A 22,603-nucleotide genomic window follows, 5' to 3' on the forward strand; every position below is an offset into this window, starting at 1 on the left:
TTACTGCTCTATTATTTGCGTATGTACGCAGGTAGTAGACCTGATCCCTTGCCCGATGACCAGGTCGGCTTGGTGGTCGAGGTGTTCCGAATGCTCGCCGACGCTACCCGCGTACAGGTCCTGTGGTCGCTGGCGGACCGCGAAATGTCGGTCAGTGAACTCGCCGAGCAGGTGGGCAAGCCGGCGCCGTCAGTCTCCCAGCATCTGGCAAAGCTGCGGATGGCGCGGCTGGTGCGCACCCGCCGGGATGGAACCACGATCTTCTACAGCCTGGAGAACGAGCACGTACGCCAGCTCGTCATCGATGCCGTCTTCAACGCCGAACACGCCGGTCCCGGGGTTCCCCGCCACCACCGCGCCGACGCCGGGCTGCAGTCGGTCACCAAAACGCCGGTTACCGAGGATGCCGGGTAAACGAATTCACAGTAAGCACAACATATTTCAAACAAAGGAAAGGGCGACATGGCACACCACACACACGACGCGCCGCATGCACACGAACACCACCATGGCGACGTGACTCACACCCATGCGCACACCAGCCACACCCACGACCACGTGACGCACGAGCATGCGCACACCCACGACGACGGGACCGAGCACACGCATCGGCACGTGCATCAGGCCGGCCTCGAAGAGGTGCACAGCCACACGCACGGCTGACGCCGCAGGCCGGTCAGACCTGAGGGCAGTAGTGCATGGGGTTATCGCGCTCGTCGGGCGGCGGCAGGTTGCGCGCGGGCGTCTGCACCAGCGGGGCATCGGCCGGGATCCGGCCACTGGCGCGGTCCCAGCCGGCCCGGGCCCGCGGATGCTTCCGAAACCGGAACGGCACGACGGCGAACACGAGCCGGACGACGTCGCCGAAGCGGCGGTGCAACCATTCGTCGCGGCGCGACCACCGGTAGCCCATCAGCTCGCGAACGGGCGGGTCGTAGAGGCCGACGGTCAGCCAGACGAAGAACGGGGCCAGCAACTTGCGCTGCACCGCCCACAGCCAATCCGGAATCCGTTGGGCGAACGGAGGTTTGGGCAGTTCGGTCAGATCGAGCACGGCACGTGCCGCAAAGTTGTTCTCTAGCACGTTGCGGCACATGTGATCCCAATAGTCCCCGAACTCCTCCCAGGTCGCCGGCACGGGCCGCATGCTCATGCCGTACATGCGGTACCACTGGACGTGTTCGTCGAATAGCTGACGCTTCTGCGCTTCGGTCAAGCCACCGCAGAAGCGCTCGGCCACATGCAGAGTGCCGACGAAGAAGGTGGCGTGTGCCCAGTAGAAGACATCGGGGTTCAAGGCGTGGTAGCGACGGCCCGCAGCGTCGACACCCTTGATGGTGATGTGGTAGTCGCGCACCTCGGCACCGGTGGTCGGGGCTCGATCGCCGTCGAACACAACTCCGCCGATCGGGTACAACGACCGCAGCAGCCGCGGCCACCGTTCCCGAAAGAACGTCGAGTGATCTTCGACCGCCGCCCCCAGCTGCGGGTGCATGTTCTGCATGGATCCGGCCCACGGCCCCTGCAGCATGCCACGCCAGTCGCCGAAGTATCGCCACGTCAGGGAAGCCGGACCGAGCGGCAGCGGCGGCGATTCATAGCCCAGCGGCGACACCGGGCAGCCGCCGGCCAGTCCGTCGGATTCAGTTGGCATTGCCGCCTCTCCGGCAGCCTCGCCCAGAAACGACACGGCAGTCTCCATCGTTGTGCTGGTCAGCGGGCAGGTGGCAGAAGTATCTTGGGTCACTGGTGGTTGTCTGCTGATCTTCCTTGGCGACAGGATTTCTGACTACACACGTTGTCACGATGGAGTTTAGGAGTGATGTGCCGACCGGTCAAAAGCGGGGTCGCTGGTCCGGTGTCCCCTTGGAGAGTCGGCACGCCCTACGTCGAGACAATCTCATCGCCGCCGGTGTGCAGCTGCTCGGCGGGGAAGGCGGACCGGCACTGACCGTCCGCGCGGTTTGCCGCCACGCCGGCCTGACCGAACGCTACTTTTACGAAAGCTTCGCCGACCGTGAGCATTTCGTTCGCGCGGTCTACGACGACGTCTGCACACGGGCGATGACCACCCTCACCTCCGCGAAAACCCCACGCGACGCCGTCGAGCAGTTCGTCGAGCTGATGGTCGATGATCCGGTACGCGGGCGCGTGCTGCTCCTGGCACCGGCGGGGGAACCGGTGCTGACCCGCTCGGGTGCGGAGTGGATGCCGAACTTCATCGAGTTGCTGCAACGCAAGTTGTCCCGGATCGGTGATCCGATTCTGCAGAAACTGGTCGCCACCAGCTTGATCGGCGCTCTCACCGGTCTGTTTACCGCATATCTGAACGGACGGCTGGGCGCCACCCGCCGGCAATTCATCGACTATTGCGTCGACATGCTGCTCTCCACCGCCGCCACCTACGCAACCCACCGCGAACGGGGCGAATCCGAGCACACCGTGCCAGCCGGGCCGCACGACTGAAGTTCGCCCCCCGGGCGCCTGCACCATATCCGCCGGTGGCGGCCGCTTTCGCGATCGCAACATGCCACGCGGGGGGCAAACTTGATGCTACTGAGAGACACAGATATATTGACTGCAACCATTAGACACAGATAACTGGAGGGGCCATGTCAGCCGAGCTGACCGACCTACAGCTGCTGCACGAACTTGAACCGGTCGTCGAGCAGCACCTGAACCGGCACCTGAGCATGCACAAGCCCTGGAATCCGCACGACTACATCCCGTGGTCGGACGGCAAGAACTTCTACGCACTCGGCGGCCAGGATTGGGACCCCGAGCAGAGCAAGCTTTCCGACGTCGCCCAGGTGGCGATGGTGCAGAACCTGGTCACCGAGGACAACCTGCCGTCGTATCACCGCGAGATCGCGATGAACATGGGCATGGACGGCGCGTGGGGGCAGTGGGTCAACCGCTGGACGGCCGAGGAGAACCGACACGGCATCGCGTTGCGCGATTACCTGGTGGTGACCCGTTCGGTCGACCCCGTCGAGCTGGAAAAGCTTCGCCTCGAGGTGGTCAACCGGGGCTTCAGTCCGGGTCAGAACTACCAGGGCGACTACTTCGCCGACAGCGTCACCGATTCCGTCATCTACGTCACATTCCAGGAGCTGGCGACCCGGGTGTCGCACCGCAATACCGGCAAGGCCTGTAACGAAAGCGTCGCCGACCAGCTGATGGCCAAGATTTCGGCCGATGAGAACCTGCACATGATCTTCTACCGCGACGTCAGCGAGGCCGCGTTCGATCTCGCCCCCAACCAGGCGATGAAGTCACTGCACCTGATCTTGCGCCACTTCAGGATGCCCGGCTTTCTGGTGCCCGAGTTCCGCCGCAAGGCGGTGATCATCGCCGTCGGCGGCGTCTACGACATCCGGATCCACCTCGAGGAGGTCGTCAAGCCGGTGCTGAAAAAGTGGCGCATCTTCGAGCGCACCGACTTCACCGGCGAGGCCGCCTGGATGCAGGACGACCTCGGGAAGCTGATGGAGGAACTCGAGGGCGAGTGCGACAAGTTCGAGGAGTCCAAACAGCGCTACCTCGCCCGGCAGGCCCGCATGGCTGACAAGATGACCGCCCGCAAGGTGCTCTCCACCAAGGGCACGCTGAGGATGAGCGGGCGGTAGTGACCGTTGCGCATCGGCCCGATCGAGCTCGCCAGCCCGGTTGTGCTGGCTCCGATGGCCGGTGTGACGAACGTCGCATTCCGGACGCTGTGTCGTGAGCTAGAACAGTCGCGGGTCGGCACGGTCAGCGGGCTCTACGTCTGCGAGATGGTGACCGCACGGGCGCTGGTGGAGCGCCACCCGGTCACCATGCACATGACGACGTTCGCCCCGGACGAGTCACCGCGTTCGCTGCAGCTCTACACCGTCGACCCCGACACCACGTACGCGGCCGCTCGGATGATCGCCGGCGAAGGGTTGGCCGATCACATCGACATGAACTTTGGCTGCCCGGTGCCCAAGGTGACCAAACGCGGCGGCGGTGCGGCGCTGCCGTTCAAACGGCGGCTGTTCGGTCAGATCGTTGCCGCCGCGGTACGCGCCGCAGAAGGCTTCGGGGTGCCCGTCACGGTCAAGTTCCGGATCGGGATCGACGACGACCACCACACCCACCTCGACGCCGGCCGCATCGCCGAAGCCGAAGGTGCGGCTGCGGTCGCGCTGCACGCCCGTACCGCGGCGCAACGCTATGCCGGTACCGCCGATTGGGAACAGATCGCCCAGCTCAAGCAGCAGGTCCGGACGATTCCGGTGCTCGGCAACGGCGACATCTACGATGCCAGCGATGCGTTGGCCATGATGGCCGCGACCGGCTGCGACGGCGTCGTCATCGGCCGCGGCTGCCTGGGCCGGCCATGGCTGTTCGCCGAGTTGTCCGCCGCGTTTACCGGCAGCCCGGCACCCACCCCACCCACGCTCGGCGAGGTCGCCGACATCATCCGTCGGCACGGCGCACTGCTGACCGCACACTTCGGTGAAGACAAGGGCATGCGCGATATCCGGAAGCACATCGCCTGGTACCTGCACGGCTTCCCGGCCGGATCCCAATTGCGGCGGGCACTGGCACTGGTCAAGACGCTCGATGAACTTGACTGCCTGCTGCACGGGCTGGACCCCACCGTCCGGTTCCCGGACGCCGCGACCGGCCCGCGGGGCCGGCAGGGTTCTCCCGCCCGGGTGGCCCTTCCGGACGGCTGGCTCAACGACCCCGACGACTGCCGGGTGCCGGACGGGGCGGACGTCATGCATTCGGGTGGCTGAATCGAGACGCTCCCGAAATCGCGTCTGGATCGATATATCAGTACGATGTGAGCCTTGCTGAAATGCGGCGCCGATCACCGCGGCGCTGCGCTGACGTGTGCGCACGGCCCGCGGCCAAACACCGCAGCGGTCCGTATCAGACTTTCGGAGGCCGGTAGGACATGAGTGACGGCGAGAATATTGCCAGTCCTGACCACCGGCACACGGTCGGCGGTCATAACTGGATTACCGCAACTCCGGGGCAAACGCGAGGCGCCACGCCGTGGGAACGGTTCCCCGGGCCAGCGCTCGATGACTCCCCGCGCACCGAGAGGGGCGGTAGTCACATCGACGGCGGCGTCAGTGTTGCCGACCTGATCGCCAAGCTCGGCGCTGCTTCTCCTGATCACCCCGCCCACCGTCATGCCGCTCCGGACCCCGAGCCAACCGGCTATGCCCCGGAGGTCGCCGACGACCCCGACGACCAGCTGGACACCGAGGCCATCGCCATCCCGGCCTACGCTCTCGAGTTTCGTTCGGAGCTGCCCGACCTCGGGGCGGCCACCTACCGGCACGGCGCCTCGCTTGGCGACCACGACCGCTGCGAATCCGAGCAACCCGGCCAGGGGCCGCCCCGGTCGGAGCGGGTGGGGCCCGTTCGGATCCGCCGAACATCGCCCGCCACCGCCCCCGAGCCAAGACCGAAATCCGGCCGGCGCCCGATGTTGCTGGCCGCGCGCTCGCTGGCGGCGCTATTTGCCGTGCTGGCGTTGGCGCTGACCGGCGGGGCATGGCAGTGGAGCGCGTCGAAAAACAACCGACTCAACACGATAAGCGCGCTAGACCCGCATTCGGGCGACATCGTCAACCCCAGCGGGCAGTACGGCGACGAGAACTTCTTGATCGTCGGCATGGACACCCGCGCCGGAGACAACGCCAATATCGGCGCCGGTAGCACCGAGGACGCCGGGGGCGCACGTTCGGACACCGTGATGCTGGTCAACATTCCGGCCAGCCGCGCGCGGGTGGTCGCGGTGTCGTTCCCGCGCGATCTGGCCATCACGCCGATCCAATGCGAAGCCTGGGACCCCGACACCGGCGAATACGGATCCAACTACGACGAGAAAACGGGTACGACGGGTCCCAGACTGGTCTACACCGAGACCAAGCTGAACTCGGCGTTCTCCTTCGGCGGTCCGAAGTGCCTGGTCAAGGTCATTCAGAAACTGTCCGGCTTGAGCATCAACCGGTTCATCGCCACCGACTTCGTCGGCTTCGCGCGGATGGTCCAGGCCCTCGGCGGTGTCGAGGTCTGTAGTACCACCCCGTTGCAGGACTACGAACTGGGCACGGTGCTCGCGCACGCCGGACGCCAGGTCGTCGACGGGCCGACCGCGCTGAATTATGTGCGAGCCCGCCAGGTCACCACCGAGAGAAACGGTGACTACGGGCGCATCAAACGCCAGCAGTTGTTCTTGTCGTCGCTGCTGCGTTCGATGATCTCCGAGGACACGTTGTTCAACCTCAACAAGCTCAACAACGTCGTCGACATGTTCATCGGTAACAGCTACGTCGACAACGTCAAGACCAAAGACCTGGTCGAACTCGGTCGATCGCTGCAGCATATGGCGGCCGGGCACATGACATTCGTTACCGTTCCGACCGGCGTGACAGACGAGAACGGCGACGAGCCCCCGCGTACGTCCGACATGAAGGCACTGTTCACCGCCATCATCGACGACGATCCGCTGCCCTTGGAAAACGATCACAACGCGCAGCGTCTGGGCAGCACGCCGACGACGGCGCCCACCACCACCAAGAAGGCGCCGCAGCCGGGCCCGACCAACGAGATTCAGCGCGAGCAGGTGACGACGACCGCGCCGCAAGAGGTCACGGTGCAGGTCTCCAACTCAACCGGTCGGACCGGTCTGGCCGCCGTTGCCACTACGCAGCTGCAGCGGGGCGGCTTCAACGTGATGACTCCCGACGACTACCCGAGTTCGCTGAAGGCCACGACGGTGTTCTTTTCGCCCGGCAACGAGCAGGCCGCCGCCACCGTGGCCGCGGCGTTCGGCAATCTCAAGATCGAGCGGGTGACCGGGATCGGCCACGTGGTGCAGGTGGTCCTTGGCCCGGACTTCAGCTCGGTGTCCGCTCCCCCGCCCAGCGGCTCCTCGGTCAGCGTGCAGATAGGCCGCAATTCCTCCGGCCCGCCGACCGTGCTGCCCGAGGACCTCACCGTCACCAACGCCGCCGACACCACCTGCGAGTAGCCGCTTTACAGCGGCGCTTTAGGCATTTTCCAAGGTCGGGAACGTAGGCTTTACCACATGCGGACCGCCTACCATGAGCAGCTCTCGGCATTGTCCGAGCGGCTCGGCGAGATGTGCGGGCTGGCAGGCATGGCCATGGAGCGGGCAACTCAAGCCCTGCTGCAGGCCGATTTGGTGCTGGCCGAGCAGGTGATCTCCGACCACGAAAAGATCGCGACCCTAAGCGCCCGGGCGGAGGAGGGTGCTTTCGTTCTGCTGGCGTTGCAGGCGCCGGTCGCCGGTGACCTCAGAGCGATCGTGAGCGCCATCCAGATGGTGGCTGACATCGACCGGATGGGAGCGTTAGCGCTGCACGTGGCCAAGATTGCCCGCCGGCGGCATCCCCAGCATGCGCTGCCCGAAGAGGTCAACGGTTACTTCGCCGAAATGGGCAGAGTGGCAGTCGAATTGGGCACCAGTGCCCAAGAGGTGGTGTTGTCGCACGACCCGCAGAAGGCCGCCCAGATCCGCGAAGAAGATGACGCGATGGACGACCTGCACCGGCATTTGTTCAGCGTGCTGATGGATCGGGAATGGAAGCACGGAGTGGCGGCCGCCGTCGACGTGACGTTGTTGGGTCGGTTCTACGAACGCTTTGCCGACCACGCCGTGGAAGTGGCACGACGTGTCATCTTCCAGGCCACCGGTGCATTTCCCGAGGGCGAGAAGACCTCCGCGTCGCCTTAGTTCGCGTCGCCGGGCTAACCGAAACGCCCGGAGATGTAGTCCTCGGTGGCCTTTTGGTTCGGGTTGGAGAAGATTTTCTCGGTGTTGCCAATCTCCACCAGGCGGCCCGGCTTTCCTACCGTTTCCAGGTTGAAGAATGCCGTCTGATCGCTCACCCGGGCTGCCTGTTGCATGTTGTGGGTGACGATGACGATGGTGTACTCCTGTTTGAGCTCACCGATCAGGTCTTCGATGGCCATCGTCGAGATCGGGTCCAGCGAGGAACACGGCTCGTCCATCAGCAACACGTCGGGTTGCACGGCGATGGCCCGCGCGATGCACAACCGCTGCTGCTGCCCCCCGGACAATCCGCCGCCGGGCTTATCCAACCGATCCTTGACTTCGTCCCACAGGTTTGCGCCGCGCAGTGAGTATTCGGCCGTGTCGTCGAGCGCCTTGCGATTGCGCACACCCTGCAACCTCAGGCCGGCTACCACGTTGTTGCGAATCGACATGGCGGGAAATGGATTCGGCCGCTGGAACACCATCCCGATAGCCCGGCGGACGCCGACCGGGTCGATGCCGGGGGCGTAGATGTTCTGATCGTCGAGCAGCACGGTGCCCTCGACTCGGCCGCCGGGGATGACCTCGTGCATCCGGTTCAGTGCGCGCAGCACCGTCGTCTTGCCGCAGCCCGACGGACCGATGAACGCCGTGACGCTGCGGGGCAGAATCGCCAGCGACACATCGGCGACCGCGTGAAACGACCCGTAGTAGATGTTGACATCGGTGAGGTCCAACCGCTTGGCCACGTGAGCTCCTGCCTACAACTTCTTGGGGACGAAGATCTTCGCAAGCACCCTGGCGCCGACATTGCCGATATTGATGATCGCGATCACCAAGATCAGTGTCAGCGCAGCCCCCCTGTTCGGCCTACTCAATGGCGTTGATCGCGGTGACCAAGCGTTCCTTGACCTTATCCGGCAGCGGAACATAGCCGACCTTCGCCAGGCCGGTCTGACCGTGACTGACGGCGGTGATGAGGAAGGCCTTGATCGCCGCGGCCGTGTCCGAGTCGTATCCCTTCGAGCAGACGATCTCGTAGGTCGCCGGCACCAGCGGGTAAGCCTTCGCGTCGTGCAGCTCATACATTGACTTCAGCTCCAGCACGAGATCATTGCCAGTCGTCGCGAACCTGACGGCGCTGATGGCGTTGCGGGCCGTTTCGTCGGTCAGGGGGACCGCACCTGCGCCGGTGTCGAGCTGCGCGAACGGCAAGCCCGCCTGATCTGCGACGCCCTTCTCGACATATCCGATGGCGCCCGGCGTCGCCTGCACCGCCTGGATCACCCCAGCCGGCCTCTGGACACCTTCGCCGACACCGCCGTGAAACTCGCTGCCAACACCGTGTGCCCAGCTCTGTGGCGCGGCGGCGGTCAGGTACTTCTGAAAGTTGTCGGTGGTTCCCGACAAGTCCGACCGGTAGATCGGCGTGATGCTGGTGTTGGGGAGGACCACACCCGGATTGAGCGCGACCAACACCGGATCATTCCACGTCCGGATCGCGCCGCTGAAGATCATGGCCAGCGCGTCGGCATCGAGGGTCAACGTCGCAGCGCCGGGCAGGTTGTAGATCAAGGCGATTGGCCCGAACACCAGCGGCAGGTCCCACGCCGGATTTTCGTGGCAGCGTTTGGCAGCCGGGCCGATCTGCTCGGCGACCAGCGGCGAATCCGATCCGGCGAAGTCGACACGGCCGGCGATGAACTGCTCGCGGCCCGCGCCCGACCCGGTCGGCTGGTATGAGACCTTCTTGCCCGGACACAGCTGGCCCCACACCCGGTTGAACATGGCGATGGCGTTTTGTTGAGCGGTCGACCCCTGCGCGGTCAGGGAGTTTTTGCCGGCACAGAACTCCGGGCCCACGGGTGCTCCGGAGATCGTCGGGCCTGCGCGGTTGCCATCGCTGCCGCAGCCGGTCAAAACCGCGCCGCAGATCAGCACCGCAACCACGGCCACCGCCAGTACCCTGCCCACCGTGTCGAGCCTCACCGATCTCGCTTCCTGAACGCATTCTCGACGGATGCCGGCGCTGCTGGCCGCCTTCCCCTGGCAGATTGCCAAGTCACCCCGAAATTGTGCTTGGGCAACACCGCATCTCATCTTCCGCCGGTTTCGGTCAGCCATCCACGTCAGCCGGCGCGTAGGCGGTATCGACGCTATAGGTGGTGAAGCCCAGCTTCTGGTAGGTCCGCACCGCCGCGACGTTGTCCGACTCCACATAGAGCAGCACGGCGGGTTCGACGTCGGGTTCTTGCCGGCCGGCCAGCCGCCGGGCCAGCGAGGCGATACCGACCGACGTCAGCAGCTGCCCTAGACCGCGGCGCTGCGCCGACGGGTCGACGCCGAGCACGTAGACCTCGCCCAGGCCCGGATGATCGGGATGCACTTTGGTCCAGTGGAAACCCAGCAACCGGCCGGCCTGATCGCTTTTCGAATCACCGAAGGCCAAAAACAGGCCGTCCGGATCGAACCACGGCTCGCTGCGCCGCTCGGCAAGCTGGACTGCGGTCCACCCGCCCTGTTCGGGATGTCGGGCGAAGGCCGCGTTGTTGACCCGGAGCAGCTCGGCGTCATCCGATGCACCCGCGTAGGTGCGGATCCTTACCCCGTCGGGGAACGTCGGTTCGGGGATATCACGAAGCGGGCGTCGCATCTGGATCAGCCCGCGGACCGGGACCAGACCCAGCGCGGACGCGGTCGCCTGAGCGGGTTCCAGGGTGCCGTGCGCCCAGAACTGGTTGCCCCCCGCGGTCTTGGCCAGCGCCGCGCGGGCCATGGCCGCGCCGATGCCACGCCGCCGAGCACGCGGGTGCACCACCAACTCCGCCATCGCGCCGCCCTCCTCGCGCGGCGGGCTGAGGTTGAGATAGCCGACGATCGCGCCACCCGGTCGCGAACCGGGCACCAGCAGATGCTCGGTGCGGTCCTGGCCCAGTTCCCGCAGCACCTGCTCACCCACGGGTGCCACCCCGTCGAATCCGGTTGCCGCCGAGACGAGTTCACGCACGCTGCGCTGCTCATCGGCGGTCAGTGTGGAGCGCCAGTCGAGCGACGTCACTGACTGCGCAGCGGGTCGACCAGCGGGTCTGGGAGACCATCTCGGTCGGGCTCGGTGTCTTCGTCGTCGCGTTCCACGGCCGGCATCCGGCCGCGCGCCGGCCGAACCGCCTTGTAGCCAACGTTGCGCACCGTGCCGATCAGGGCTTCGTGCTCGGGGCCGAGTTTGGCCCGCAGTCGCCGGACATGCACATCGACGGTCCGGGTGCCCCCGAAGAAGTCATATCCCCATACCTCGTGCAGCAGCTGCGCGCGAGTGAACACACGCCCGGCGTGCTGCGCCAGGTATTTCAGCAGCTCGAACTCCTTGTAGGTGAGATCGAGCGGGCGGCCCCGCAGCCGCGCGGTGTAGGTGCCTTCATCGATCACCAACTCGCCCAGGCTCACCTTGCCCACGCTCTCCTGGTCAGCCAGACCGCCGCGTCGGCCAACCACCAGCCGCAACCTGGCGTCGATCTCGGCGGGTCCCGTGCTGGGCAGCAGGATCTCGTCCAGCCCCCAGTCGGCGCTGATCGCCACCAGCCCGCCTTCGCTCACCACCGCCAACACCGGGATCGACCGGCCCGTCGTGCTCAACAGACGGCACAGACCACGCGCGGCCGAGAGGTCGTTGCGCGCGTCGACAAGCACGGCGTCTGCGTTTCCCGCTTCCAGCAACGAAGAAGCCTCCGCCGGCGCCGTCCGCACGGTGTGGGGCAGCAGCGACAGCGCCGGTAGGACCGGATCGGGATACAGCTCCGAGGTCAGCAGTAATAGCTCCAACAAGCCCCTCCAGCGTCGTGGGAAAGGCATCTCCCAGATTCATCGCGCCATGTGACGTCAGCGACAGCTCATCTAACGATAACTTGCCACCTAACGAGGCGCTCCGGGACGGGCTCGAGCATTGGGCAACAATATGCGGATGCGTAAGGTGCTGATCGGTGTCACCGCAGCGGCGATCGTCGTGGCCGTCGTCGTGGTCGGTGCCGTCGGCGCCGACTTCGGCGCCAGCATCTACGCCGAGTACCGGCTCTCCACCAATGTGCGCAAGGCGGCAAACCTGGGGTCGGACCCGTTCGTCGCCATCCTGGGGTTCCCGTTCATCCCGCAGGCGATGCGCGAACACTACGCTGAGCTGGAAATCAAAGCATTCGCCGTCGAGCACGCCGTAGTCGGCACAGCCACCCTCGAGGCCACCATGACCTCGATCGACCTGTCCTATGCGTCCTGGCTGATCAGGCCCGACGCAAAGCTCCCGGTCGGGAAGCTGGAGAGCCGCATCATCATCGACTCCATGCATCTGGGCCGCTACCTGGGCATTAGCGACCTCATGGTGCAGGCACCCCGCCAGGAGAGCAACGACGCCACCGGCGGCACTACCGAGTCCGGGATATCCGGCAACCGCGGGCTGGTGTTCAGCGGCACGCCCAGATCGGCCAACTTCGATCACCGGGTCAGCGTGTTGGTAGACCTGTCCATCGCCTCCGACGACCAAGCCACACTGGTCTTCACCCCCACCGCCGTCGTGACCGGGCCGGACACCGCGGACCAACCGGTTCCGGACGACAAGCGGGATGCGGTGCTACACGCCTTCGCCAGCAGGCTCCCCGACCAGAAGCTGCCGTTCGGGGTGGCGCCGAACACCGTGGGGGCGCGCGGCTCCGACGTCATCATCGAGGGCATTACCCAGGGAGTAACGATCTCACTGGACGGGTTTAAACAATCATGACGACCGTGATCGTCGCTTCCCTAGCGGCGGGAGTGCTAGCGACCGTTGCCGGCTGGTTGCTGACCCGGCGCTCCGGAGTCGTCCGGGAGGTTCGCCCGGAATCGGGACCGGCGGCCGGCGCGGGCGCCGCCGAACTGGGCCTATCGAAGACCGGACCGACCGTCGTGCATTTCAGCGCGCCATGGTGCGGGCCATGCGACCGGGTGCGCCGGGTGGTCGAAGAAGTCTGTGCCGATCTGGGCGATGTTGCGCACATCGAGGTCGACCTGGACGCCGATCCGCAGGCCGCGCGACGGTTCTCCGTACTTTCGCTGCCCACCACGCTGATCTTCGATATGGACGGGCGACAGCGTTACCGGACCTCCGGGGTCCCCAAGGCCGCCGACCTGCGGTCCGCCCTGAAACCGCTGTTGGCTTGACCACCATGCCATTGGGTAAGCTGTCCGACGTGCCAGCCCGCCTTGAGCCGATGCTCACCAAGCGCCGCGCAGTTGATCTGTGCCGCATCGCGGGTTGTTGCTGTTGCTGTAGCTGCTGAGTGGCCGCGCGTTGCCGCGCAGCACTCGGAGCAGCCCGGAGCCCCACCGTCGCAGGTCTCCCATCGTTCCCGTGCAACAGATGTACCTAGGAGTAGTCCGTGTCAAGCAGTAGCACCCCCAAGCGGGTGGACGGCGTTGATGTTCGCGGGCCACGGTTCGCTGCCTGGGTCACCACCGCAGTTCTGCAGATCGTCCTGATCGTTTCCGCGTTCAGTCCGCCGGCGGCCGCGATCCTGCTGGGCCTGCAGGCCGCTGTCTTTGCCGTCGGTGCTTTCGGCGGACCCCGCCGGCACCCGTACGGGAGGCTGTTCGCCGCCGTTGTGGCGCCCCGGCTGGGACCGGTCAGGGAACGCGAACCGGTGCCCCCGCTGAAGTTCGCCCAACTGGTCGGCTTCGTCTTCGCAGTCTGCGGCGTTGCCGGGTTCGCCGCCGGCGCCGTCGTGGCGGGTGTGATCGCGACCGCCGCCGCCCTGCTGGCCGCCTTCCTGAACGCGGCGTTCGGCATCTGCCTCGGCTGCCAGCTCTACCCGCTGGTGGCGCGCCTGCGACACACCGCTCGCCCCGCCTGAATACGTTGACCACGCTGGTCATCACAATGATGCGAAAGGATCCCCACCATGGCACGCTCCGACGTCCTGGTCTCCGCCGACTGGGCTGAGAGCAATCTAGAAGCCGCCAACGTCGTCTTTGTCGAAGTGGACGAAGACACCAGCGCATACGACGGTGGCCACATCGCCGGCGCGATCAAGCTGGACTGGCGCACCGACTTGCAGGACCCGGTCAAACGCGACTTCGTTGACGCCCAGCAATTCTCCAAACTGCTCAGCGACCGCGGCATCTCCAACGACGACACGGTGATCCTCTACGGCGGCAACAACAACTGGTTCGCCGCCTACGCGTACTGGTATTTCAAGTTGTACGGGCACGACAAGGTCAAGCTGCTCGACGGCGGCCGCAAAAAGTGGGAGCTCGACGGGCGCCCGCTGTCCGCCGACCCGGTAAACCGGCCGGCGACCTCCTACAACGCGGCCCCACCGGACAACACGATCCGGGCGTTCCGGGACGAGGTCATCGCGGCCATCAACGTCAAGAACCTCGTCGACGTGCGCTCTCCCGACGAGTTCTCCGGCAAGATCCTGGCCCCCGCCCACCTGCCGCAGGAACAAAGCCAACGGCCCGGACACATTCCCGCTGCGATCAACGTGCCGTGGAGCCGGGCGGCCAACGAGGACGGCACCTTCAAATCCGATGCCGAGTTGGCCCAGCTGTACGCCGACGCCGGTCTCGACGGGACGAAGGAAACGATTGCCTACTGCCGGATCGGGGAACGGTCATCGCACACCTGGTTCGTGTTGCGGGAATTACTCGGACACACAAACGTCAAGAACTACGACGGCAGTTGGACCGAATACGGCTCCCTGGTGGGTGCCCCGATCGAGTTGGGAAGCTGATATGTGCTCTGGACCTAAGCAAGGGCTGACGCTGCCGGCCAGCGTCGACCTGGAGAAGGAAACCGTGATCACGGGCCGCGTCGTGGACCGCGACGGCCAAGCCGTGGGCGGCGCGTTCGTGCGCCTGCTGGACTCGTCCTACGAGTTCACCGCGGAGGTCGTCGCGTCGGCCACCGGCGACTTCCGGTTCTTCGCCGCGCCCGGATCCTGGACACTGCGCGCCTTGTCGGCGGCCGGTAACGGCGACGCAGTGGTGGAGCCGTCGGGCGCGGGCATCCACGAGGTGGACGTCAAGATCGCCTGACGAGCTGCAGCCAGACCCGGCCAGGCCTGAGCACCGAACCGGACGCAGCCGCATAGACTTGTCCCCGTGGTGCTGTTCTTCGAGATCATGCTGGTCTTGGCGACCGTGGTCATCTCCTGGTTCGCGCTGTACACGCTGTACCGGCTCATCACTGACGAGTCGTGACCTCCGGCGAGGACGCGGATGAGGGAGGTGCCGGACCCCTCGATCCTGCCGGCTCCGGCGACCGTGCGGTTGCCGCTGCAGCTGAGCGCGCCAAGGCGACCGCTGCGCGCAATATTCCCGCCTTCGACGATTTGCCGGTTCCCGCTGACACCGCGAATCTGCGCGAAGGCGCCGACCTGAACAACGCGTTGCTGGCGCTGCTGCCGCTGGTCGGCGTGTGGCGCGGCGAGGGCGAGGGACGCGGACCCGACGGCGACTACCGGTTCGGTCAGCAGATCGTGGTCTCGCACGACGGCGGCGACTACCTGAACTGGGAGTCCCGGTCCTGGCGGCTCACCAACACGGGCGACTACCAGGAACCGGGCCTGCGGGAGGCGGGATTCTGGCGCTTCGTCCGCGATCCCTACGATCCGACCGAGTCCCAGGCGATCGAGTTGCTCTTGGCGCATTCGGCCGGCTATGTCGAACTGTTCTACGGCCAGCCGCGCACCCAGTCGTCGTGGGAGTTGGCGACCGATGCGTTGGCCCGCAGTCGGTCTGGCGTGCTGGTCGGCGGCGCCAAACGCCTCTACGGGATCGTCGAAGGTGGAGATCTGGCCTACGTCGAGGAACGGGTTGATGCCGACGGCGGGCTGGTGCCGCATCTATCGGCACGATTGTGCCGGTTCGTCGGGTAACGGCGCGGATAGCCGGATGTCGCGTACCTGGACAACCCGGACCGCAGCCCGCTGGTCCGTGTCCGTAGCTGGCCTGCTGCTGATCGGATATCTGGCGACGGTGGCGTTGCAGCCGGCCTCGACCAGCCGCGGGGCAACGCGTCTCGGCCGCCCCGGCGCCGGACACCCCCGGCGGGCAGTCGCGCAAGCGGTTGCTGATCATCGGCGGCGCGGTGGCCGCGGTCATCGCGGTCGTCGCGGTCGTTGCGATCCTGGTCACTGCGGGGCCGAGCCGCAAGCCGGCCGCCAAGCCGGGGGGCACACCAACGGCGGCGGTGTCGCCGGCGGGGATGGATTCGATTCTGCTCGGCGCCGCCGAGGTGGGCACCGTCTTGGGCGACGAAACATGGTGTCCTCCTCGCACGGCGACCAGCTGCGCGCCCAGCAGGCAACGCTGTCGAACCCGGACTGCCTGGCCGCTTTTCGAACCCCTCCAGGAGTCGGTGTATCGGTCCTACGGCCCCACCGCGGTGCGCAGCGAGACGCTGCACACACCGGGGGATGACGCGGGTCACCGGGTGGTCGAAGCCGCGGCCTTCCCGTCCAGCGGAAAGGCCCGCACATTCGAAGCGTCCGCCGAGAAGTGGCGCGCCTGGCCGCCGAGTGGAACCTGGGCGACGTTACCGGCGCCGCCCCGAAGATCACACAAGTGCGCGCCCTGGCTGACGGGAGCGGCCGGACTGCCGGCACGTGCTGAGTGCGGTGTCCGACATGGTCATCGAGGTCCAGGCGTGCGGACCGGACATCGCCGACGGGGCCGGCCGGATCGCGCAACAGATGGGCAGCAAGGTCACCGCATGACGGCTGCCTCGGTTCCCCGACTGGGACCGGCCATGGAACGGCCCCCGAGCAAACGTCCGGTTGGACAGACCGGAAGCTCGGGGGCCGGGTGGCTGCGGGGAGTTCGCCAGCGCGCGTGAATCGCTGGCTCTTCCGAGCCAATGCAGCTAGCGCGCAGCCACCTCACATGTCCCTGAAGCTATCAATTTCGCGGACCACCTCCTTCCCTGTGTACGGCCGACCGTACCCGCACTCCGGCCTGCCCACAACAGAATTTGGCTCATCACCGATCGCTGACGATTGCGGCGTCCACCAGCTCCGCAAAGGCATCAGCGATCGGGGCACGCGGCAGTCGCCGCCCATCCAGGGTGTGCACGCGGGCGGCCAGCGTCATGCTTGATACCAACCAAACCCCTTGCGCGGCAAAGAGGTCAGCGACCCGTAGCGCGCGGTAGTCGCAGTCGTAGCCCTTCGCGCGGGCCACTTCGAAGAGCGCTTGTTGGGTGGTGCCGCGCAGAATCGGATACCACGGGGGCGGCGTCAGCAAGCAGGGGTTACCGGCCCCCCCGTTGGTTGAGTCGCCGTCGACGGCGATCACCACCGTCGAGCGTGGACCTTCCAGCACGTAGCCATCCGTGCTGACGAAGATGACGTCGCCGGCGCCCTGCCGAACGGCGTGGCGCAGGACGGCCATGTTCACCGCGTAGGACAGTGTCTTGGCGCTGGCCATCAGCCAGGGCATCGCGTCGACACCGTTGGCCGGCAAACCGCGATCCAGCATGATCGCCGCCACGCCGTCGCGGCGCGCCCCGGCAACGCGCTCGGGGACCGGATTGACCATGACATAGGCCGTCGGCGCCGAGCCGCCTTCCCGACCGCGGCTGTAGATCAACCGCAGCGCGCCCTCGTCATCGGTGCCAGCCACCCATCGCTGGGTGGCTACCTTGATCGCGTGCCGCCAACTAGGGAGATCCGGTACGGGAAGGTCCATCAGTTTGGCCGATTGGGTCAGCCGCTGTAGGTGCGCCCCAACCAGACAGGCCCCACCGTCGCGGACCAGCAGCGTCTCGAAGACACCATCGCCCCGCACCGCGGCAAGGTCATCGGCGTGCAGCAGCGGCATACCCGGCTCGAGGATCTCACCGTCAAGCGTGACGACCACGCCCATCTGCCCAGCCATGACCCAGCAGCCTAATGGTCCGCTCCCGCCCGCCACGAACCTGAGCTCGCCGCAGCTCGGTGGACGAGGCCGAGCGAAGCTTTCCGTAGAGTTGTCGTGTGCCCGCCGTCCCTGCCCCAGACCCCGGACCCGACGCGGGTGCGATCTGGCACTACGGCGATCCCCTGGGCGAGCAACGCGCGGGGCAAACCGATGCCGTGCTGGTGAACCGATCGCACCGCGCGGTGCTCACCCTGAACGGCGGCGATCGGCAAACCTGGCTGCACAGCATCTGCACGCAACACGTCAGCCAACTGGCCGACGGCGCCAGCACCCAGAATCTCAGCCTGGACGGACAGGGCCGGGTCGAGGACCACTGGATGCAGACCGAGCTGGGCGCTACGACCTACCTCGACACCGAGCCGTGGCGCGGTGAACCGCTGCTGGATTATCTGCGCAAGATGATCTTCTGGTCGGAGGTCACAGCGGATGCCGCTGACCTGGCGGTGTTTTCGCTGCTGGGGCCGCGACTGGCCGATCAGCCGGTACTCGACGCGCTGGGGCTGGACGCCCTGCCCGGCGAGCTGGCGGTGCCGCTCGCCGGCGGCGGCTTTGTGCGCCGGACGCCCGGCACTGCCGCCGGCCAAATCGAACTGGACGCGGTGGTCGCGCGCGGCGATTCCGCCGACTGGCAGCGTCGCCTGACGGCGGCGGGCGTGCGCCCGGCGGGTGTCTGGTCCTTCGAAGCTCACCGGGTGGCGGCCAAGCGCCCGCGGCTCGGCGTCGACACGGACGAACGCACGATCCCGCACGAAGTGGGTTGGATCGGTGGCCCCGGCGCGGGCGCCGTTCACCTGGACAAAGGCTGTTACCGCGGACAAGAGACCGTCGCGCGGGTGCACAACCTGGGTAGACCGCCCCGGATGCTGGTGTTGCTGCATCTCGACGGGTCGGTGCAGCGGCCGTCGACGGGCGATGCGATCCTGGCCGGCGGTCGAGCCGTGGGACGGCTGGGCACGGTGGTCGAACACGTAGATCTGGGGCCGGTGGCGCTGGCCCTGCTCAAACGCGGCCTGCCGGGCGACACCACCCTAGTAACCGGCCCGGAAGCCGAGGTTGCCGCGGTGATCGACGTCGAGTCGCTGCCGCCCGCCGAGGAGGTGGGCGCCGGACGGCGGGCCGTCGAACGGCTACGCGACGGTGCTCGCTGATACCTGTGTGACGTCGGCGATAGTCTCGGCGACGGCGGGCAGGCCGCCCCACGCTGCAGGGCGCGGCACGGTAAACTATCGACAGGACAATAACGACACCAGAGATCGGAGCCGCCTACTCGTTAGGCCGCTCCGTTATTTCGCGAGGGGGTTCCCCCATGGGCCGCGGCCGGGCTAAGGCAAAGCAGACCAAGGTTGCTCGAGAATTGAAATACAGCTCCCCGCAGACCGACTTCCAGCGGCTTCAGCGCGAGCTGTCGGGGACGGGTGCCGGTGAATCCGACCGGTTGGCCGGCGACGGCCAGTTGGACGACGACTCCGGGAGCGACGAGCACGACTGGCGTCGCTAGAATCACATCACTTCCCGCCGTGCCGGTTCGGTTCGCATCGGCACGGCGTCGGCCTAGTTAGGTCTGGTTCTTAGAATCTCGGGTGCTGCCCAACCAGTTTCGCTCGCGGGCCTTGTTTTCCGCCTTTGCAGACCGTTCCCAGCACCCAGCAGTCCAGGTGCCGGGCGGTCAAGACGGCCAGGGCGCGGGTGGTGTCTTCGGGAGCGACGACGGCGATCATGCCGACACCCATGTTGAACGTCTTCTCCATCTCCGCGCGCGTGACCCGTCCGCGCTGGGCAATCATGGCGAAAACCGGCGCGGGCGTCCAGGTGCCGCGGTCGGCCTCGGCGACCAGGCCATGCGGAATGACCCGTTGTAGGTTGCCGGCGAGCCCGCCACCGGTGATGTGGCAGAAGGTACGGACACGGGTTTCGGCGGCCAACGCCAAACAGTCTTTGGCGTAGATGCGGGTCGGCTCCAGGAGCTCTTCGCCTAGCGTGCGGCCGAACTCCTCCACGTAGCCGGCCAGATTCATCCGGTCAATCTCCAACAGCACCTTGCGGACCAGCGAGTATCCGTTGGAATGCAGACCGGACGAGCCCATCGCGATGATGACGTCGCCGGGCTTGACGCGGTCGGGCCCCAGCAAATCGTCAGCCTCGACGACGCCGACGCCGGTGGCAGAGATGTCGTAGTGGTCGGGCTCGATAAGACCCGGGTGCTCCGCGGTTTCGCCGCCAAGCAGCGCACAGCCCGCACGCACGCACCCATCGGCGATACCGGCGACGATCGCGTTGAGGCGTTCCGGCACGATCCGACCGACGGCGATGTAATCCAGCAGGAACAGCGGCTCGGCGCCGCAGACCACCAGGTCGTCCACCACCATCGCCACCAGGTCCAGACCAACGGTGTCGTGCTTATCCATCGCCTGAGCGACCGCGAGTTTGGTGCCGACGCCGTCGCTGGAGGCCGCCAGCACCGGTTCGCGGTAGTCGCCGCGAAGATTGAACAGTCCGGCGAACCCGCCCAGCCCACCGCGCACCTCGGGTCTGGTGGCCTTCGAGGCGAGCGGCTTGAACAGGTCGATGGCGCGGTCACCGGCTGCAATGTCGACCCCGGCCGACGCGTAGGTGATGCCCCGACTACCCGGGTCCTTACCGGAGCTTTTTGCGAGATCCGTCATCGCGATAAAGGCTACCGGGCGGCGCGCAGCGCCGGTATCGGATGTCCTGTCGGCCACCCCGCAGCGGCCGGGCACGAAGGTGTCGTCAGCAACACAAACGATCTTCGTCAGCGCCCGACGGGGACTTCATCGGCAGCGAGATCACCCAGCCCGGCCCCGCGCGCCGCGTTGGCCAGCATGTGCTCGATCACGTTCTTGCCCAACGCGGTCTCGCTCGGCAGCTCTATCGGATACTTGCCGTCGAAGCACGCGGTGCACAGCCGCGACGTGGGCTGCTCGGATGCGGCGACCATGCCCCGCAGCGAGATGTAGCCCAGCGAGTCGGCACCGATGGCGTGCCGCACCGCCTCAAGCATCTCGTCCTCGCTTTCAACGGCATTCGCGATCAACTCGGCCGGCGAGGGGAAGTCGATGCCGTAGAAGCACGGCCACTTCACCGGTGGCGAGGCGATGCGCACATGCAGCTCCACCGCACCGGCCTCGCGCAGCATCCGCACCAACGCACGCTGTGTGTTGCCCCGCACTATCGAGTCGTCGACGACGATGAGCCGCTTGCCGCGGATCACCTCTTTGAGCGGGTTGAGCTTCAGCCGGATGCCGAGCTGGCGGATGGTCTGTGACGGCTGGATGAAGGTGCGCCCGACGTAGGCGTTTTTCATCAGCCCCTGCCCATATGGGACGCCGGACTCCTGCGCGTATCCAACCGCGGCGGGTGTGCCGGATTCCGGCACACCGATCACCAAGTCCGCGTCGACCGGGCATTCCCGGGCCAGTCGGCGACCGATCTCCACCCGCGCGGCGTGCACTGATCGCCCAGCGATGGTGCTGTCCGGCCGCGCCAGGTAGACGTATTCGAAGACGCAGCCCTTGGGCGTGGGGTTGGCAAAGTGCGTGGACCGCACCCCGTCGGCGTCGATGGCCAGCAATTCACCCGGTTCGATGTCGCGGACGAACGAGGCGCCGACGATGTCGAGCGCGGCTGTTTCGGAGGCCACCACCCAGCCGCGATCCAGACGGCCGAGCGACAGTGGGCGCACCCCGTACGGGTCGCGGCACGCGTACAGCGTGTTTTCGTCCATGAACGTCAAACAGAACGCTCCCCGTACGGTCGGCAGCAGTTCCAGCGCCGCCTGTTCGAGGGTGGAGTCGGCCGCACCGTGGGCCAGCAGCGCGCCCAGAATGTCCGAATCCGTCGTGGCCGGAGCCGCGCCGCGCCGCGCCATCAACCCCGCGTCACGGGCACGAGCGGCAAGCGCAGCGGCGTTGACCAGATTCCCGTTGTGTCCCAACGCAACACCGGTGCCCGCGGTGGTGTTGCGGAACACCGGCTGGGCGTTCTCCCACGTCGTGTCGCCCGTGGTCGAGTAACGACAGTGCCCGATCGCAACGTGGCCCTGCATGGCCGCCAACGTCTGCTCATCGAACACCTGGCTGACCAGACCCAGGTCTTTGAAGACCAGCACCTGGGATCCATCGGCGACGGCGATTCCGGCGGCTTCCTGGCCGCGATGCTGCAACGCGTACAGGCCGTAGTAGGTGAGTTTGGCGACTTCTTCGCCCGGGGCCCAGACCCCGAACACACCACACTCTTCCCGCGGCGAGTTCAGGTCTTGCTCGGGTTGCTGGACGGTCACGGTTTGGCGGCTCCCTGGGGCGCGGTTGGTGACGTACCCGAGTCTACGGCCACGACGCCCGCGCCGCCGAATCGAGGCGGGCGTGTTGGGTACCCCTACACCACCCCGCCGTACCGAAGGCGCAGCTCGGCACGCCGGAATCAACCCAGACGCACCAGCGGAAGCCACGCTTGGATCTCACCGGCCCGCGAGCCCGAGAGGTTTAGCGCACCGGTGTCCCTGGCCTCCGCCAGCCGCAACAGCCCGGTGGCCAGCAGTAGCCAGGTGCGCGGGTCGGTCTCCACGACGTTGGGGGGTGTGCCGCGAGTGTGCCTGGGCCCGGAAATGCATTGCACCGCGGCGAACGGCGGGATCCGGACCTCGACACTGGCCCCGGGAGCCAGCGCCGCGAGCGTGCGGGCGGTGAGCCGGACCGCCACCGCCAGCTCGTCAGTGTCGGGTGCCGGCAGCGTTTCGTCCCGCAACCAGTCCGCAAGTGCCAGCACGACCTGCCGAGTCTTGGCCGGATCGGCTCTACCGCGGGCGCTCATACCTTAGGGTCTCAGGAATCCCGCGCCCAGCGGGACCGGGTGTAA

25 protein-coding genes and 2 pseudogenes are annotated in these 22,603 nt (G+C 66.6%); 18 read left to right on the forward strand and 9 right to left on the reverse strand.

Annotation, left to right across the window (positions count from 1 at the left end):
- Positions 1–21 precede the first annotated feature (21 nt).
- Both AADZ55_RS20230 and AADZ55_RS20235 read left to right on the forward strand, forming a co-directional pair.
- On the forward strand, positions 22–414 hold the full coding sequence (locus AADZ55_RS20230) for an ArsR/SmtB family transcription factor (RefSeq protein WP_085326677.1): 393 nt from the start codon (positions 22–24) through the stop codon (positions 412–414).
- Between the two features lie 48 nt (positions 415–462).
- On the forward strand, positions 463–663 hold the full coding sequence (locus AADZ55_RS20235) for a zinc transporter Slc39a7 (protein WP_085326678.1): 201 nt from the start codon (positions 463–465) through the stop codon (positions 661–663).
- A 13-nt stretch (positions 664–676) separates the two neighbouring features.
- Here AADZ55_RS20235 and AADZ55_RS20240 read toward each other — a convergent pair whose 3' ends face one another.
- Positions 677–1,747, reverse strand: a complete 1,071-nt coding sequence (locus tag AADZ55_RS20240) for an oxygenase MpaB family protein (protein ID WP_085326679.1) — start codon at positions 1,745–1,747, stop codon at positions 677–679.
- A 77-nt stretch (positions 1,748–1,824) separates the two neighbouring features.
- Between AADZ55_RS20240 and AADZ55_RS20245 the strand changes: the two genes are divergently transcribed.
- From AADZ55_RS20245 to phoU, 5 genes are all read left to right on the forward strand, one after another.
- Complete coding sequence (locus AADZ55_RS20245; protein WP_085326680.1) at positions 1,825–2,466, forward strand: TetR/AcrR family transcriptional regulator; 642 nt, start codon at positions 1,825–1,827, stop codon at positions 2,464–2,466.
- A 146-nt stretch (positions 2,467–2,612) separates the two neighbouring features.
- Positions 2,613–3,629 carry an acyl-ACP desaturase gene (locus AADZ55_RS20250; protein ID WP_085326681.1) on the forward strand — a complete coding sequence of 339 codons (1,017 nt, stop codon included), beginning with the start codon at positions 2,613–2,615 and terminating at the stop codon, positions 3,627–3,629.
- A gap of 6 nt (positions 3,630–3,635) precedes the next feature.
- Entirely contained in the window at positions 3,636–4,769 is a 1,134-nt protein-coding gene (gene dusB, locus AADZ55_RS20255) for a tRNA dihydrouridine synthase DusB (RefSeq protein ID WP_085326682.1), read from the forward strand.
- 161 nt (positions 4,770–4,930) lie between these two features.
- Entirely contained in the window at positions 4,931–7,021 is a 2,091-nt protein-coding gene (locus tag AADZ55_RS20260) for an LCP family protein (RefSeq protein WP_085326683.1), read from the forward strand.
- A gap of 57 nt (positions 7,022–7,078) precedes the next feature.
- Positions 7,079–7,747 (forward strand): phosphate signaling complex protein PhoU, encoded by a 669-nt coding sequence (gene phoU / locus AADZ55_RS20265; RefSeq protein WP_085326684.1) that lies wholly within the window; start codon positions 7,079–7,081, stop codon positions 7,745–7,747.
- Between the two features lie 14 nt (positions 7,748–7,761).
- Here the strand turns inward: phoU and pstB are convergent, their stop codons facing one another.
- The 4 genes from pstB to AADZ55_RS20285 form a co-directional block, all read right to left on the reverse strand.
- Positions 7,762–8,538: a phosphate ABC transporter ATP-binding protein PstB gene (gene pstB, locus AADZ55_RS20270; protein ID WP_085326685.1), complete on the reverse strand. Its 777-nt coding sequence runs from the start codon at positions 8,536–8,538 to the stop codon at positions 7,762–7,764.
- A 121-nt stretch (positions 8,539–8,659) separates the two neighbouring features.
- Positions 8,660–9,778: a phosphate ABC transporter substrate-binding protein PstS gene (pstS, locus tag AADZ55_RS20275; RefSeq protein WP_423202332.1), complete on the reverse strand. Its 1,119-nt coding sequence runs from the start codon at positions 9,776–9,778 to the stop codon at positions 8,660–8,662.
- A 127-nt stretch (positions 9,779–9,905) separates the two neighbouring features.
- Entirely contained in the window at positions 9,906–10,847 is a 942-nt protein-coding gene (mshD, locus tag AADZ55_RS20280; RefSeq protein WP_085326686.1) for a mycothiol synthase, read from the reverse strand.
- A complete protein-coding gene (locus AADZ55_RS20285; protein ID WP_085326687.1) occupies positions 10,844–11,611 on the reverse strand; it encodes a winged helix-turn-helix transcriptional regulator in 768 nt (255 codons plus the stop codon). The genes mshD and AADZ55_RS20285 overlap by 4 nt, the downstream gene beginning before the upstream one ends.
- A gap of 130 nt (positions 11,612–11,741) precedes the next feature.
- Here AADZ55_RS20285 and lmeA point away from each other — a divergent pair, with 130 nt between their 5' ends.
- The 9 genes and pseudogenes from lmeA to AADZ55_RS20320 all read left to right on the forward strand — a co-directional run.
- Complete coding sequence (gene lmeA, locus AADZ55_RS20290; protein WP_085326688.1) at positions 11,742–12,554, forward strand: mannan chain length control protein LmeA; 813 nt, start codon at positions 11,742–11,744, stop codon at positions 12,552–12,554.
- Entirely contained in the window at positions 12,551–12,973 is a 423-nt protein-coding gene (locus AADZ55_RS20295) for a thioredoxin family protein (protein WP_085326689.1), read from the forward strand. Before lmeA ends, AADZ55_RS20295 begins: the two co-directional genes overlap by 4 nt.
- A 5-nt stretch (positions 12,974–12,978) precedes the next feature.
- On the forward strand, positions 12,979–13,092 hold the full coding sequence (locus AADZ55_RS23635; RefSeq protein ID WP_423202333.1) for an Ms5788A family Cys-rich leader peptide: 114 nt from the start codon (positions 12,979–12,981) through the stop codon (positions 13,090–13,092).
- Positions 13,093–13,191: 99 nt separating this feature from the next.
- Positions 13,192–13,662, forward strand: coding sequence for a DUF4395 domain-containing protein (locus AADZ55_RS20300; RefSeq protein WP_085326690.1), 471 nt, complete (start codon positions 13,192–13,194; stop codon positions 13,660–13,662).
- Positions 13,663–13,710: 48 nt separating this feature from the next.
- Positions 13,711–14,544, forward strand: a complete 834-nt coding sequence (locus AADZ55_RS20305) for a sulfurtransferase (protein ID WP_085326691.1) — start codon at positions 13,711–13,713, stop codon at positions 14,542–14,544.
- Position 14,545: 1 nt separating this feature from the next.
- A complete protein-coding gene (locus AADZ55_RS20310) occupies positions 14,546–14,848 on the forward strand; it encodes a DUF1416 domain-containing protein (RefSeq protein ID WP_085326692.1) in 303 nt (100 codons plus the stop codon).
- Between the two features lie 161 nt (positions 14,849–15,009).
- Positions 15,010–15,690, forward strand: coding sequence for an FABP family protein (locus tag AADZ55_RS20315; RefSeq protein WP_085326693.1), 681 nt, complete (start codon positions 15,010–15,012; stop codon positions 15,688–15,690).
- Positions 15,691–16,004: 314 nt separating this feature from the next.
- A pseudogene (locus AADZ55_RS23640) lies at positions 16,005–16,307 on the forward strand (sensor domain-containing protein); the annotation flags it as partial.
- A gap of 106 nt (positions 16,308–16,413) precedes the next feature.
- A pseudogene (locus AADZ55_RS20320) lies at positions 16,414–16,530 on the forward strand (hypothetical protein); the annotation flags it as partial.
- A gap of 262 nt (positions 16,531–16,792) precedes the next feature.
- Here AADZ55_RS20320 and AADZ55_RS20325 read toward each other — a convergent pair.
- Entirely contained in the window at positions 16,793–17,671 is an 879-nt protein-coding gene (locus AADZ55_RS20325; RefSeq protein WP_085326708.1) for an aminodeoxychorismate lyase, read from the reverse strand.
- 116 nt (positions 17,672–17,787) lie between these two features.
- Here AADZ55_RS20325 and AADZ55_RS20330 point away from each other — a divergent pair, with 116 nt between their 5' ends.
- Positions 17,788–18,879 carry a YgfZ/GcvT domain-containing protein gene (locus AADZ55_RS20330; protein WP_085326695.1) on the forward strand — a complete coding sequence of 364 codons (1,092 nt, stop codon included), beginning with the start codon at positions 17,788–17,790 and terminating at the stop codon, positions 18,877–18,879.
- Positions 18,880–19,037: 158 nt separating this feature from the next.
- Positions 19,038–19,229: a DUF3073 domain-containing protein gene (locus AADZ55_RS20335; protein ID WP_085326696.1), complete on the forward strand. Its 192-nt coding sequence runs from the start codon at positions 19,038–19,040 to the stop codon at positions 19,227–19,229.
- Between the two features lie 70 nt (positions 19,230–19,299).
- Here AADZ55_RS20335 and purM read toward each other — a convergent pair whose 3' ends face one another.
- The 3 genes from purM to AADZ55_RS20350 all read right to left on the reverse strand — a co-directional run bounded on the left by purM (position 19,300) and on the right by AADZ55_RS20350 (position 22,558).
- Complete coding sequence (gene purM, locus AADZ55_RS20340; RefSeq protein ID WP_085326709.1) at positions 19,300–20,394, reverse strand: phosphoribosylformylglycinamidine cyclo-ligase; 1,095 nt, start codon at positions 20,392–20,394, stop codon at positions 19,300–19,302.
- Between the two features lie 107 nt (positions 20,395–20,501).
- Positions 20,502–22,028, reverse strand: a complete 1,527-nt coding sequence (gene purF / locus AADZ55_RS20345; protein WP_085326697.1) for an amidophosphoribosyltransferase — start codon at positions 22,026–22,028, stop codon at positions 20,502–20,504.
- Between the two features lie 140 nt (positions 22,029–22,168).
- On the reverse strand, positions 22,169–22,558 hold the full coding sequence (locus AADZ55_RS20350; RefSeq protein WP_085326698.1) for a sterol carrier family protein: 390 nt from the start codon (positions 22,556–22,558) through the stop codon (positions 22,169–22,171).
- Positions 22,559–22,603 lie beyond the last annotated feature (45 nt).

This window comes from Mycobacterium decipiens (genome assembly GCF_963853665.1).
Lineage (GTDB): Bacteria > Actinomycetota > Actinomycetes > Mycobacteriales > Mycobacteriaceae > Mycobacterium > Mycobacterium decipiens.